This is a genomic window from Streptomyces sp. NBC_01446, assembly GCF_026340095.1.
GTDB lineage: Bacteria > Actinomycetota > Actinomycetes > Streptomycetales > Streptomycetaceae > Streptomyces > Streptomyces aureus.
Window position 1 is genome coordinate 937,069 of sequence record NZ_JAPEPO010000001.1, and the last position, 13,665, is coordinate 950,733.

Consider the following 13,665-nt stretch of genomic DNA (forward strand, 5'->3'; position numbering starts at 1 on the left):
GCGGGCGGGGTCAGTCGGCGAAGGTCGACCGGACGGGATCCACGTTCGCGAAAGGGGCGTTGAGGGGTTCGACGCCCTCGGCATGCAGATAGACGTCCCGTGAGTGCGACAGCGGGAGCACCGGCATCTGCTCGGCGATGCGGTCCTCGATCGCCTGGTAGTCGCGCGTCGCCTGGGCCTGGTCGACCTGGGCGTTGGCCTCGCCGAGCATCCGGTCGACCTTCGCGTCGCGGTAGCGGCCGGTATTGACGTCGCCGTAGGACGCGAACATCGGGGTGAGGTAGTCCTCGAGCGCCGGGTAGTCGTGCCCCCAGCCCATGATGCGGATGCCGTCGAGCTTGCCCGCGTTGGCGAGCGGACCGATCTCGGCGCCTGGCTTGCCGACATACTGGATCTTCAGCCCCAGTTTCTGCCGCCACATGTTGCCCAGCGCCTCGGCGTACACCTGCTCGCCGGGGTTGTCGCTGGCGAAGAAGAGCCGCAGCTTGCCCGGGAACCCGCCGGCTTCCCGCAGCAGCTTCTTGGCCCGGGCCACGTCAAGCCTGCAGTCACTGCAGGTGTTCTCGCGGTGGCCGTCGACGCTGGGCGCGGTGAACGAGGTGGCGGGGAAGTTGCCGGGCTTGAGCTTGGCCAGGGAGTCGCGGTCCAGGGCGAGCGAGAGCGCCCGGCGGACGCGGGTGTCGGTGTACGGCTTCAGCGTCACCGGAAGGTTGAGGTAGTTGATGCCGGCGGCGGCCTTGGCCTGGCTCCACTTGCCGGGTGCGTCCGTCTTGTACGAGTCGATCTTCGACGACGGTACGGCGACGTAGTCGACGTTGCCGGCGAGGAACTCGTTGTACGCGGTCTCCGGGTTGGAGAAGAACCGGAACGTGATGTGGTCGGCCTGCGGGGCGTCCTTGCCGGCGTAGTCCTTGTTGCGCATGAGGCGCACCGGCTGCCCCGCCTTCCATCCGCCGTCCAGCTTGTAGGCGCCGTAGCCGATCGGCTTGTGCTTGAACTGGTCCGGGTCCTTCAGCGTCTCGGCGGACAGCGCGGCGACGCCGAGGTAGCTGAGCGTCGTCGGATACGGCGAGAACGCCCCCTTCAGGGTGACGGTGAAGGTGAGATCGTCGACCACCTTCAGCCCGGACAGCGTGGTCGCCTTCGGCTTGCCCTTGGCCGGGTTCAGGTCCTCGTAGCCCTCGACCCGCTGAAAGGCGCCGTTGTTCGCGAAGGCGTGCGGGGCGTACGCGGTGTAGTTCCACGTGTCCACGAACGACTTGGCGGTGAGCTTCTCACCGTTGGTGAACTTCCAGCCGGGCTTGATCTTGATCGTCCACGTCTTCGCGTCCTTCGACGTGACCGAATCGGCGACGACATTCACCAGCTTGCCGGTCTTCGCGTCCACCCGGGTCAGCGGCGCCCACAGCGCGGACTCGATCTGGATGCCCGTGGTGCCGTTGTCGTTCGACGGGTTCAGATAGGGCACCTCGGCCGCGGTGGCGATCGCCATGGAGTGGCCGTCGTCCTTTCCCGCGCCGTCCCCGCTCCCGGCGCCACTGCATCCGGCGAGCAGCACCGCCAGCGCGGTGCCGGTCGCCGCTTTGACGATTCTTCGTGTCCGGGCCATGAGTTCTCCCGCAGTCCTGGCCGGACCGGTCGCGGCGGGCACCGCCGTGACCAGCCCGGACGCGCCGGTCGGTTGGGCCGCGACAGTAGGAACGGCCCAGGTGGGCGTCAAGGCGGATGCCCTTCGGCGTCCATCCGACGTCCATTCCGCATCCCTCGCACCCGCTGAATGGGCGCTGAATGGACGTTCAGCAGGGGGAACTTGCACGCAGGAACGCCGCGTTCCTAGCGTCACCGCCCGACAGTCAGGCGCGCCGGGTCCCCGATTCCGGCCGGACGCACGGGAGTCCACATGGTGCGAACACGAAGAGCCGCCACGGTGGCGGCGATTGCCGCGCTCGCCCTCGCGGCGACCGGATGCAGCGGCGGCGGCTCGGACGGCAAGGGCTCCGGTGCCGCCGGCCGTACGGTGACGGTGGCGACCGGCGCGGAGATCGCGGCGATCAACCCGGAGAAGGACAACAGCTCCGCCAACATCCAGCTGGCCTTCGCCATGTGGGCGCCGCTGACCCGGGTGGACCCGAAGAGCGGCAAGCTGGTGAACGTCGTCGCCGATTCGGTCACGTCGAAGGACGCGAAGACGTGGACGATCAAGATCAAGCCCGGCTGGAAGTTCACCAACGGTGAGAAGCTCACCGCCAAGTCGTTCGTGGACACGTGGAACTACACCGCGTACGGACCGCACGGGTACCTCAGCAACGGCTTCTTCCAGCGGGTTCAGGGCTACGAGGACCTCAACCCGGCCAAGGGCAAGCCGAAGGCGACCACGCTGTCCGGGCTGAAGGTGGTCGACGACCTCACCTTCACCGTGACCCTCAAGGCGCCCTTCTCGCCGTACCCGTCGACGCTCAGCTACTACGGACTCGCCGCCCTGTCCGCGGAGACGCTGAAGGACCCGGACGCGTACAGCCACAAGCCGATCGGCTACGGCCCCTACAAGCTGGACGGCGCGTGGAAGGCCGGACAGCCCGTGCGCCTCACGCGCAACAAGGGCTATGCCGGCAAGGACGCCCCGCAGGCCGACCGCCTCGTCTACCGCTTCTTCTCCAACCCGGAGACCGCCTACAACGAGTTCCTGGCCGGCAACCTCGACTACGCGACGCTGCCGTCCTCAAAGATCGACGCGTACAAGACGGACGCTCCCGGCAAGTGGAGCCAGGGCAAGTCCGCACCGAACCTCAGCTACCTCGAACTCCCCGTCAACACACCGGGGTTCAAGGATCCGAAGGTGCGGCGCGCGCTCTCGCTCGCCCTGGACCGCAAGGCCCTCGTCAAGCTGAAGCCGGGCGCGTTCCCCGCCACGTCCTTCACCGCCTCGACCCTCGACGGGCACCGCGAGAACACCTGCACCGCCTGCACGCTGGACGTGGGCGGGGCGAAGAAGCTGCTGCGCGAGGCCGGCGGTTTCTCCGGGCGCCTCAAGATGTACTACGCGAGTGACAACCCGGGAGACCAGGTCTTCGCCGAGGCGCTCGGCAACATGTGGCGGCAGAACCTCGGCCTGAAGATCCAGTACGTGGGCAAGCCCGGCAGCGACCTGAGCGCGATGGCGTCCAAGGGCGCGCTGGACGGCGTGCGGTCCTCGGGCTGGGGGCACGACTATCCGTCGCTCGAGGACTACCTCACGCCGATCTTCGCCTCGTACGGCGATTTCAACTCCAACGGCTACCGCAACCCCGAGGTCGACAGCCGTCTGGAGCAGGCGAACAAGATCGCCGACCCCGCGAAGGCCACGCGCGCCTACCAGGGCATCGAGGACCTGATCGCCCGGGACATGCCGGTCGTGCCGCTGTTCCACACGCGCACGATCTATCTGCACGCGACCGACGTCCACCCGCTGGACTCCCGGTACGCGGACATCAATCCCGTGCGCTCGACGATCGACCGCTGAACCGGGCCGCCCGCCCCGCCTTCCGTACTCCAGGAGACTCAACGCCCATGCATGACGACCGTTCGCTCATCGAAGACCGGCTGCGACGTGTGCTCGAGGAGCGCATCAGGCCCGCCGTGTACCCGGAGACCGTGCCGCTGGACGTGCGGGTGTGGCACGCGCCGGACGAGCCCGTGCCGGTCGCGGAGGGGCTCGCGGCGCCCGCGCTGTCCATCGGGGAGGGCGCCCGGTGGGGGCGGCCGTGGGGCACCAGCTGGTTCACGGTGACCGGCACGGTTCCCCAGCAGTGGGCGGGGCGGACCGTCGAGGCGCTGATCGACCTCGGCTTCGACGGGCACGGCGGTCCCGGCTTCCAGTGCGAGGGCCTGGTCTACGAGCCGGACGGGACACCGGTGAAGGGCCTGCACCCACGCAATCACTGGGTGCGCGTCGGGGCTCCGGCAGCGGGCGGGGAGCAGGTGGAGCTGCGCGTGGAGGCGGCGTCGAACCCCGGGTTCTTCAACTCCCGTGCGTTCAAGCCTACATGGCTCGGTGACACGGACACCGCGGGTCACGATCCGCTCTACACGCTGGGCCGTGTCGAGCTGGCCGTCTTCGACGAGACGGTGTGGGAGCTGCTGCACGACCTGGAGGTGCTGGGCCAGCTGATGGCCGAGCTGCCGCTGGACCGCGCCCGCCGCTGGGAGATCCTGCACGCGGTGGGGGCGGCCCTGGACGTGGTGGACCTCGGCGAGGTGAACGGCACCGCGCAGGCGGCCCGCGACGTGCTTGCACCGGTCCTCGACACCCCCGCGGGACCGTCGGCGCACCGGATCAGCGCGGTCGGGCACGCGCACATCGACTCGGCGTGGCTGTGGCCGCTGCGCGAGACGGTGCGCAAGGTGGCGCGGACCGCGTCGAACATGACGCAACTCCTCGACTCCGAACCGGACTTCGTCTTCACCATGTCGCAGGCGCAGCAACTGGCCTGGATCAAGGAGCACCGGCCCGAGGTGTACGCGAAGGTCAAGAAGGCCGTGGCCGAGGGGCGGTTCGTGCCGACGGGCGGCATGTGGGTGGAGTCGGACACGAACATGCCGGGCTCGGAGGCGATGGCCCGTCAGTTCGTGCACGGCAAGCGGTTCTTCCTCGACGAGTTCGGCATCGAGAACGAGGAGGTGTGGCTGCCGGACACCTTCGGTTTCGCGGCCGGGCTGCCGCAGATCATCCGCGAGGCCGGCTCCAAGTGGCTGCTGACGCAGAAGATCTCCTGGTCGCGGACGAACACCTTCCCGCATCACACGTTCAACTGGGAGGGCATCGACGGCTCCCGGGTCCTCACCCACTTCCCGCCCGTGGACACGTACAACTGCGCCATGGAGGGACGTGAACTCGCGCACGCGGAACGGAACTTCAAGGACAAGGGGCGGGCGAGCCGTTCGCTCGCACCGACCGGTTTCGGTGACGGCGGGGGCGGAACGACACGCGAGATGGTGGCGCGGGCCAGGCGGCTGCGGTCGCTCGACGGCTCCTCCACCGTGGAGTGGGAGGCCCCGGCGGCGTTCTTCGAGAAGGCCGAGGCCGAGTACACCGATCCCGCGGTGTGGGTCGGCGAGTTGTATCTGGAGCTGCACCGGGCGACGCTGACGAGCCAGGCGCAGACCAAGCAGGGCAACCGGCGCTGCGAGCACCTCCTCCAGGAGGCGGAGCTGTGGGCCGCGACGGCAGCCGTCCAGTGCGAATTCCCCTACCCGTACGAGGAGTTGGACCGACTCTGGAAGACGGTGCTGCTGCACCAGTTCCACGACATCCTGCCGGGCTCGTCGATCGCCTGGGTGCACCGCGAGGCCCGCGCGACGTACGCACGGGTCACGGCCGAACTCGAGGAGATCGTCGACGCCGCGCAGCGCGCCCTGGCCGGCCGCGGCACGGGTGTTCTGCGCTTCAACTCAGCGCCGCACGGGCGCAGTTCGGTACCCGCGCTCGGCGCTGCGGGCCCCCAGCCTGCCCTCGCGGCGACGAAGGTCCGTGAGCGCGACGGCGGCGGCTTCGTCCTCGACAACACGATCCTGCGGGCCGAGATCGACGGCCGCGGCCTGGTCGTCTCGCTGGTGCACCTGGCGAGCGGCCGCGAGACGCTGGCCCCGGGCCGTGCGGCGGGCCTGCTCCAGCTCCACCCGGATCTGCCGAACAAGTGGGACGCGTGGGACGTCGACAAGTTCTACCGCAACACCGGCACCGACCTGACGGACGTGGACGCGCTGACCGCGACCGCCGACGGGGTGCGGGTCACCCGCTCCTTCGGCAAGTCCGTCGCCGCGCAGACCTTCACCCTCTCCCCCGGCTCCGGGCGCCTCGACGTCGCGACGGAGGTGGAGTGGCGCGAGACCGAGAAGTTTCTGAAGCTGGCGTTCCCGCTCGACGTGCACGCGGAACGGTACGCGTCGGAGACCCAGTTCGGGCATGTGTACCGGCCCACGCACACCAACACGAGCTGGGAGGCGGCGCGCTTCGAGGCCTGCAACCACCGGTTCGTGCACCTCGCGGAGCCCGGCTGGGGTGTCGCACTGGTGACCGCTTCGACGTACGGCCACGACGTGACCCGTACGGTGCGTGAGGACCGCGGGACGACCACGACCGTGCGCGCCTCGCTGCTGCGGGCACCGCGCTTCCCCGACCCGGAGACGGACCAGGGAACCCATCGCTTCCGGCACGCCCTGGTGCCGGGCGCGGCCGTCGGGGGCGCGGTCCGCGAGGGCGCGGCGCTGTCGCTGCCGGAGCGGGAGGTGACGGGCACGGCCCGCGCCGAGGTCGCGCCGCTGGTACACGTCGACCACGAGTCCGTCGTACTCAGTGCGGTCAAGCTGGCCGACGACGGCTCGGGCGATGTCGTCGTCCGCTTCTACGAGACGCGGGGCGGCCGGGCGACCGTGCGCCTCACTCCCGGGTTCGACGCGGCCGGTGCGGTCCGCTGCGATCTGCTGGAGCGTCCGGTGGCCCCGGCGGAGCCGGACGTCGCGGATCTGTCGTTCGCGCTGCGCCCCTTCCAGCTGGTCACGCTGCGGCTGGCACAGGCGGCCCTCACGGAGTCCTGAGCGTGCGGGGCGCCGTGGCGCCCCGCACCTGGTCGTCGGCGTGAACCGGCGAACCGCTCAGGTGGCTATCCCAGTTACACCAGCGGCGCCGTGGCGACCGGTGCCACGCTCCAGGTTGTGCGACGGCAGTGACAGCCGGCAGTCGCTCTCCCTGGACCGGACCGGCGACGGCCGATGGACGGCGCAGGTGTCCATACCGCGTTCCGACGATGTCTCAGTCTCCCTGCGGGCGAGCGCGTTGGGCCCAGACGGGCTGGAGGTCACGCAGGACGTGATCGGCGCGTTCGGCTGAAGTGACACCGATGATTCCTCCCGCGCTTCGTTAGGAAGCAGGGGCGGCGGGTGGTGCGGGCTCGCGGCACCGCTCGTCGTGCGCGAGCGGGGGGAGGCCCAGCTCACGACTCCGGTCGGGCTCGTCAACTCCCGGGCATCAATTCTGAGTTCAACCTCGACTCACCCATCGATCTGGTCGATTGTATTCAGTATGCTTACAACCGGCCTTACACCCGCATCGCGCCCACCCGGAGGAGCCATGGCAGTCCCGCACCCCGAACTGCTCGCGCACATGACCATCCACGCGCCCGACGGCATCGTCATCGTCGACAGCGAGGGGCTCATCGAGTTCTGGAACAGCGGCTCGGAGCGGATCTTCGGATGGAAGGAGAGCGAGGTGCTCGGACAGAGCCTCGACCTGATCATCCCCGAGCGGCACCGGCGCCCGCACTGGAAGGGCTTCCACGCGGCGATGGCCAAGGGCTCCACCCACTACGGTGCGAGCGACCTGCTGACCGTGCCCGCGCTCAAGGCCGACGGGTCGAGCCTGTCGATCGAGTTCAGCGTGTGCCTCCTGCCGGATCCGCAGGGCGGCACCGGACATGTCGGCGCGGTCATCCGTGACGTCACCGCGCGCCGCGCTCAGGAGAAGGAGCTGCGCCGCCGCCTCGCCGACGCGAACGCCGGCGCCACGACCTTGTGAAACGCGCGTCATGGCGAGGAGGGCAGGGAACCCCGGGTTCCCTGCCCTCCTCGCTGTTCTGCGTTCTCCGGGACCGCACACGCGGGTGCCCCGCACGCTCGTCGCGCACGGGGCACCCCCTTGTCCTCTAACTCCTGCCCCGCCTGCCGCCTGACCCCTGCCGCCAGGCGGACAGGCGTCAGGCGACGACGGAACCCTCGTGCAGCTTGCGGATGGCGTCCGCGTCGTAGCCCAGGTCCGCGAGGACTTCGTCGGTGTGCTCACCGAGCAGCGGCGCGCCCTTGATGTCCGGCTGGAACGCGGAGAACTTCACCGGGCTGCCCACCGTCAGATAGGTACCACGCTCCTTCTGCTCCACCTCGACGATGGTTCCGCTCTTACGCATGTCGGGATCCTCGGCGAGCTCCTTCATCGACAGGACCGGGGCGCACGGCACCTCCCACTCGCGCAGGATGTCGACGGCCTCGTACTTGGTCTTGTCGGCGAGCCACTTCTCGATCTCGCCGAAGATGTCCATGATGTGTGGCTGGCGGGCGCGGGCAGTGCTGTACTCCGGGTCGTCGGCCCACTCCGGGCGGCCGATGGCCTCGGCCGTGCGCTTCCAGTTCTGCTCCTGGACGGTGAAGTAGATGTAGGCGTTGGGGTCGGTCTCCCAGCCCTTGCACTTGAGGATCCAGCCGGGCTGGCCGCCGCCTCCCGCGTTGCCGCCGCGCGGCACGGCGTCGCCGAACTCGCCGTGCGGGTACTGCGGGTACTCCTCCAGGTAGCCGATCTTCTCCAGGCGCTGCTGGTCGCGGAGCTTGACGCGGGTGAGGTTGAGGCAAGCGTCCTGCATGGAGACGGAGACCTTCTGGCCGAGGCCCGTCTGGTTGCGCTGGATGATGGCCGTGAGCAGCCCGATCATCAGGTGCATCCCGGTGTTGGAGTCGCCGAGGGCGGCGCCCGAGATGGTGGGCGGGCCGTCCCAGAAGCCGGTGGTGGAGGCAGCGCCGCCGGCGGCCTGGGCGACGTTCTCGTAGGTCTTCAGGTCGTTCCACTTGGACTGCTCGTTGAAGCCCTTGACCGAGCCGAAAATGAGGCGCGGGTTGAGCTCGTGTATGTGGTCCCAGCCGAGGCCCATCCGGTCCATGGCGCCGGGCGCGAAGTTCTCGACAAGGATGTCGGCCTCGCGGATCAGCTTCTCCATGACCTCCTTGCCCTCGGCCGTCTTGGTGTTGATGGCCAGGGAGCGCTTGTTGGAGTTGAGCATGGTGAAGTACAGGGCGTCGAGGTCCGGGATGTCGCGCAGCTGCTGGCGGGTCACGTCGCCGCCATTGATGCGCTCGACCTTGATGACGTCGGCGCCGAACCAGGCGAGCATCTGCGTACAGGCAGGGCCCGCCTGGACCCCGGTGAAGTCGATCACCTTAATGCCCGCGAGCGGCTGTTCATTCATGTCTGAGTCCTTCTCGTGATGGGTTGCGCGGCGAACAGTGGTTGTGTGTACGCAAGTTGAGAGATGGCTTGCCAAACAGCGCGGGCGGTCACTTCTTCGACGGCACGATGTTGCCGACGGTGATGCCCTTGGGGTTGAGGTGCGAGATGTGACCGCTCTCCGTACCCGCGCCGGGGTCGATGGCGCAGTCGATCAGGGCGGGTCCGCCCGCGGCGAGCGACTCGGTGAGGGCCGCGGTGACCTCGGCGGGCGTGGTGGCGCGGTAGCCCTTGCCTCCGAACGCCTCGATCATGAGGTCGTGCCGGGCGGACAGCGTCAGGGTGGTGGGCGACGGGGCGTCGTCGCGCGGGTTGACGTCGTTGCCGCGATACACACCGCCGTTGTTCATGATCACGGTGGTGACGGGGAGCTGGTAGCGGCAGATCGTTTCCAGTTCCATGCCGCTGAACCCGAAGGCGCTGTCGCCCTCGACGGCGATCACCGGCTGGCCGGTCTCCACGGCGGCGGCGATCGCGTAGCCCATGCCGATCCCCATCACACCCCAGGTGCCGACGTCCAGGCGGTGGCGCGGGACGTGCATGTCGATGACGTTGCGCGCCATGTCGAGGGCGTTGGCACCCTCATTGACGAGGTAGGCGTGCTGGTTGTCGCGCAGCACGTCGCGGACGGCGCGCAGCGCGCCCATGAACTGCATCGGGTGCGGGTCGGCCGCCAGGCGCCCGGCCATCTTCTCGACGTTCTGCGCGGAGCGCGCCGCGAGCTCCTCGCGCCAGGCGGCGGGCGCGGAGATCTGTCCCGGCTTGGCGCGCTCGGCCAGCGCCTCCAGCACGGACTCGACGTCACCGACGAGGGGGGCCGCGATCGGCTGGTTGCTGTCCAGCTCCCTGGGCTCGATGTCGACCTGGATGAACTTCGCGTCGGGGTTCCACTGCGGCGCCTCGCCGTGTCCGAGCAGCCAGTTGAGGCGGGCTCCGACGAGCATCACGACGTCGGCCTTGCGCAGCGCGAGGGAGCGGGCGGTCGCCACCGACTGCGGGTGGTCGTCGGGCAGCAGGCCCTTGGCCATCGACATCGGTACGTACGGGATGCCGGTCGACTCGACGAACTCCCGGATCCTGTCGTCGGCCTGGGCGTAGGCGGCGCCCTTGCCGAGCACCACCAGCGGCCGCTCGGCGCCGGAGAGGAGTTCGATGGCGCGATCCACCGCCTCGGGCGCGGGCAGCTGTCGCGGAGCCGGGTCGACCAGCCGGCTGAGGGTCTTGGCGCCCTCCGCCTTGTCCATGATGGAGCCGAGTACGGCGGCCGGGATGTCGAGGTAGACGCCGCCCGGCCGGCCGGAGACGGCGGTGCGCAGCGCGCGGGCGATGCCCCGGCCGATGTCCTCGACCCGGCTGATGCGGTACGCGGCCTTGCAGAACGGCTGCGCGGCGGCGAGCTGGTCCATCTCCTCGTAGTCGCCCTGCTTGAGGTCGACGAGGTGGCGCTCGCTGGACCCCGAGATCTGCACCATCGGGAAGCAGTTGGTGGTGGCGTTGGCCAGGCCGACGAGTCCGTTCAGGAACCCCGGCGCGGACACCGTGAGAGCGATGCCCGGCTTCTTGGTGAGGTAGCCGGCCGCGGCCGCGGCGTGGGCCGCGTTGGACTCGTGGCGGAAGCCGATGTAGCGGATGCCCTCGGCCTGGGCGAGCCGGGCCAGATCCGTGATCGGGATGCCGACCACGCCGTAGATGGTCTCGACGTCGTTCAGCTTCAGAGCGTCGACGACCAGGTGGTACCCGTCGGTGAGCTCGGCCTGTGCGTCGGCGTTCGCCGCTGTCTCCTGTGGTGAGGGGGCGGTCATGGTCCGAGGTCCTCCTTGGGCAAGTAATGCTGTGCGGCTTGTGGATCCACCTTCCGCACTGCACCCTCGCCCCGTCCAAGACCTGACGACGACCAGCCAATAACCAGTATTTATCAACGGCCGGAACGGGCCCGGGTACCTGCGGTGATAGTCGGCCACTATCAGCCGTTCACCGTTGCGCATTGGACGCTGACGGGCCACGGCCCCCAGGCTCGCAGTCGACCGTTTCAGCTCTGTCGACCGTTTCGGCTGTGTCGGCTGTTCGCCTCAACCGGCGCAAGGAGGTGCGGTGATGGCCACAGTGGCCACGGCGTCCGTGCGTGAACCGGACCGCTACCACGCCCCCGCGCTCACCGGTCTCGTCGATCTGCTGTCGCGGCCCGTGCGGGCGCGTCCGCACGCGCGGGCCCTCGTCGTCGGTGCGGAGCGCGTCGAACTGTCGTATGCCGCTCTCGCCTCGCTCGCCGACAACCTGGCCCGCCGGCTGACGGCCGCCGGGGTACGGCCCGGGGACCCGGTGGGGCTGGTCGCCGCGAACACCGTCGAGTACGTCGTGTCCCTCTTGGGTGCGGCCCGGGCCGGCGCGGTCGTCGCCCCGCTGGATCCGGCTCTGACCGCCGGTCAACTGGCCGCGCGGCTCAAGATGTTCGGGGCGCGGGTGGTGCTGTGCGGGCCCGAGGCGCCCGCGGGCGTACCGGCCTGGCCCGTGCGGGTAAGCGTCGCGTCCGGCGCCCCCTGCATGGTCACGCTCGATACGACGCGCGCGCCGCTCGGCCTATACGGGACACCCGCACCGGGCCTCGCCCCGGACGACGCCCTGATCCTGTCGACGGCGGGCACCACGGACCGGGCCCGCCTGGTGCCGCTGACCCACGGGAACGTGGCCGCGGCGGTGCGTGCGCTGTGCGCGACGTACGAACTGGGGCCGCGGGACGCGACGGTGGCGGTCATGCCGCTGTTCCACACGCACGGGCTGGTCGCGGCGCTGCTCGCCACGCTCGCCGGCGGCGGGTGTGTGCTGCTCCCGGCCGGGGGGCGTTTCTCGGCGGACACGTTCTGGGATGACATGCGGGCGGTGGGGGCCACCTGGTTCACCGCGGTGCCCGCAATCCACGAGATCCTCCTCGACCGCTCGGCGGTCGAACATCTCGCGCCGCTCGTGCCGCCGCTGCGATTCGCCCGCAGTTCCAGCGCTCCGCTCAACACCGCGACCCAGCGGGCTCTTGAGCGCACGCTCGGGGTGCCGCTGCTGTCGGCGTACGGCATGACGGAGGCCGCCCATCAGGCGAGCAGCGAACCCCTGCCGCCGACCGGTACGTCCAAGCACGGATCCGTGGGCCGGCCGACCGGGACGCGGATTCAGGTCGTCGACGCGTCGGGGCAGGCGTGCCCGCCCGGTGTGCAGGGCGAGGTCTGGGTGCGCGGCCCCAGCGTGACCAGGGGCTATCTCGTCGATCCGGCGGCGACGGCGCACGGTTTCGGCGGAGGCTGGCTGCGCACCGGGGACCTGGGGCATCTGGACGCCGACGGCGCTCTGTTCCTCACCGGCCGGATCAGGAATCTGATCACGCGGGCGGGCGATCAGGTCAGTCCCGAGTACGTCGAGGACGTGTTGTGCGGTTGTCCCGCTGTCGCCGAGGCCGCCGTGTTCGGGGTGCCGGACGAGCGGCACGGGCATCGGGTGGGCGCGGCCGTGGTGCTGCGCGAGGGGGAGGACGCGGAGCCCTCCGAGATCGTCAGGTACTGCCGGGGCCGGCTGGCCGCTTTCGAGGTGCCCGAGCGGATCCGGGTCGTCGAGGCGCTGCCGCACACGGCCAAGGGAGCGCTGGACCGGCAGGCGGTCCAGCTCCGTTTCGCCCGGTGACGTAGCGGCCGGGCGGGCCAGCCGGACCCGCCCGGCTTCAGCGGACCAGGGGTTCGGCCACGGGCAGCGGCTGGTCGAAGAAGTCGTCCAGGCGCAGTGAGGCCGCCGCCGTCATGAACGCGCGGGCCGCGAGCGAGCCCGGCGTCGCGTCGTGGATCGCGACAGAGATGAGCGCTCGCGCGTCCGGTTCGACGAGGCGCAGCGCGCGCATCCGGCCGGTGACCGGCAGGGCCCTCAGCCAGGTGTGGGGCACGATGCTGGTACAGGCGCCCGCGCCCACGTTCGCGTACAGGGTCGCCACCGAGTCGGTCTCCACCTGCGGGGTGACAGTGACTCCGCTGCGGGTGAACGCGGCGTCGATGACCTGACGGATCCGCATGTCGGGGGTGAGCAGCGCGAGCGGCAGCTGGGACGCCTCGGCCCAGGTGAGGGTGTCGGACTGGGGCAGCAGTTGATCGGCCGCGGCAAGCAGCATGTACCGCTCCTCGTACAGCGGTGTCACCTGGAGTCCGTCCCGGTCCTCGGGGCCGAAGTGGGCGATGGCCGCGTCGAGCTCGAAGGCGCGCAGCTGCCGGATGAGTTCCGTGGTGGACAGGCGGGAGCGCACTTGGACCTTGGCCAGCGGGTGCGCGGTGCAGAACGCCATCACCGGCAGCGCGAGCGTCGTCGAGGCGGTGGGCTCCGCGCCGAGGCGCAGCGTCCCGGTGATGCCCGACTGGACGGCGGCCACCTCGGCCTTGAACGCCTCCTGCTCGGCGAGGATCCGCTTGGCCCAGACGACCAGGCGCTCGCCTTCGGGCGTCAGGCCCTGGTAGTTGTGGCCGCGGTTGATCAGTGTGACGTTGAGTTCGCGCTCCAGTTTGGCGATCGACACGGAGAGTGCGGGCTGCGAGACGAAGCAGGCTTCCGCGGCGCGCGCGAAGTGCCTCTCCCGGGCCACCGCCACGAAGTACTCCAGCTGCCGGAAGAGCATGCCC

8 protein-coding genes are annotated in these 13,665 nt (G+C 70.0%); 4 read left to right on the forward strand and 4 right to left on the reverse strand.

Annotated elements, in window-relative coordinates; genetic code table 11:
- Positions 1–10 precede the first annotated feature (10 nt).
- Positions 11–1,609: an ABC transporter substrate-binding protein gene (locus tag OG456_RS04335; protein WP_266557351.1), complete on the reverse strand. Its 1,599-nt coding sequence runs from the start codon at positions 1,607–1,609 to the stop codon at positions 11–13.
- A 291-nt stretch (positions 1,610–1,900) separates the two neighbouring features.
- Between OG456_RS04335 and OG456_RS04340 the strand changes: the two genes are divergently transcribed.
- The 3 genes from OG456_RS04340 (at position 1,901) to OG456_RS04350 (ending at position 7,549) form a co-directional block, all read left to right on the forward strand.
- Entirely contained in the window at positions 1,901–3,499 is a 1,599-nt protein-coding gene (locus OG456_RS04340; RefSeq protein WP_266557353.1) for an ABC transporter substrate-binding protein, read from the forward strand.
- 47 nt (positions 3,500–3,546) lie between these two features.
- A complete protein-coding gene (locus OG456_RS04345) occupies positions 3,547–6,573 on the forward strand; it encodes a glycoside hydrolase family 38 C-terminal domain-containing protein (protein ID WP_266557355.1) in 3,027 nt (1,008 codons plus the stop codon).
- Positions 6,574–7,105: 532 nt separating this feature from the next.
- A complete protein-coding gene (locus OG456_RS04350) occupies positions 7,106–7,549 on the forward strand; it encodes a PAS domain S-box protein (protein ID WP_266557357.1) in 444 nt (147 codons plus the stop codon).
- Positions 7,550–7,727: 178 nt separating this feature from the next.
- Here OG456_RS04350 and frc read toward each other — a convergent pair whose 3' ends face one another.
- Both frc and oxc read right to left on the reverse strand, forming a co-directional pair.
- Complete coding sequence (gene frc / locus OG456_RS04355) at positions 7,728–8,984, reverse strand: formyl-CoA transferase (RefSeq protein WP_266557359.1); 1,257 nt, start codon at positions 8,982–8,984, stop codon at positions 7,728–7,730.
- A gap of 88 nt (positions 8,985–9,072) precedes the next feature.
- Positions 9,073–10,824, reverse strand: coding sequence for an oxalyl-CoA decarboxylase (oxc, locus tag OG456_RS04360; RefSeq protein WP_266557361.1), 1,752 nt, complete (start codon positions 10,822–10,824; stop codon positions 9,073–9,075).
- Positions 10,825–11,116: 292 nt separating this feature from the next.
- Between oxc and OG456_RS04365 the strand changes: the two genes are divergently transcribed.
- Positions 11,117–12,688 (forward strand): FadD7 family fatty acid--CoA ligase, encoded by a 1,572-nt coding sequence (locus tag OG456_RS04365; protein WP_266557363.1) that lies wholly within the window; start codon positions 11,117–11,119, stop codon positions 12,686–12,688.
- A gap of 37 nt (positions 12,689–12,725) precedes the next feature.
- Here OG456_RS04365 and OG456_RS04370 read toward each other — a convergent pair whose 3' ends face one another.
- Entirely contained in the window at positions 12,726–13,661 is a 936-nt protein-coding gene (locus OG456_RS04370) for a LysR family transcriptional regulator (protein ID WP_266557365.1), read from the reverse strand.
- Positions 13,662–13,665 lie beyond the last annotated feature (4 nt).

Excerpts from the sequence above, each read along its gene's own strand:
- OG456_RS04335 (WP_266557351.1), bottom strand. The coding sequence starts at position 1,609 with ATGGCCCGGACACGAAGAATCGTCAAAGCGGCGACCGGCACCGCGCTG.
- OG456_RS04370 (WP_266557365.1), bottom strand. The coding sequence starts at position 13,661 with ATGCTCTTCCGGCAGCTGGAGTACTTCGTGGCGGTGGCCCGGGAGAGG.
- OG456_RS04345 (WP_266557355.1), top strand. The coding sequence starts at position 3,547 with ATGCATGACGACCGTTCGCTCATCGAAGACCGGCTGCGACGTGTGCTC.
- OG456_RS04340 (WP_266557353.1), top strand. The coding sequence starts at position 1,901 with ATGGTGCGAACACGAAGAGCCGCCACGGTGGCGGCGATTGCCGCGCTC.
- OG456_RS04365 (WP_266557363.1), top strand. The coding sequence starts at position 11,117 with ATGGCCACAGTGGCCACGGCGTCCGTGCGTGAACCGGACCGCTACCAC.
- frc (WP_266557359.1), bottom strand. The coding sequence starts at position 8,984 with ATGAATGAACAGCCGCTCGCGGGCATTAAGGTGATCGACTTCACCGGG.
- OG456_RS04350 (WP_266557357.1), top strand. The coding sequence starts at position 7,106 with ATGGCAGTCCCGCACCCCGAACTGCTCGCGCACATGACCATCCACGCG.
- oxc (WP_266557361.1), bottom strand. The coding sequence starts at position 10,824 with ATGACCGCCCCCTCACCACAGGAGACAGCGGCGAACGCCGACGCACAG.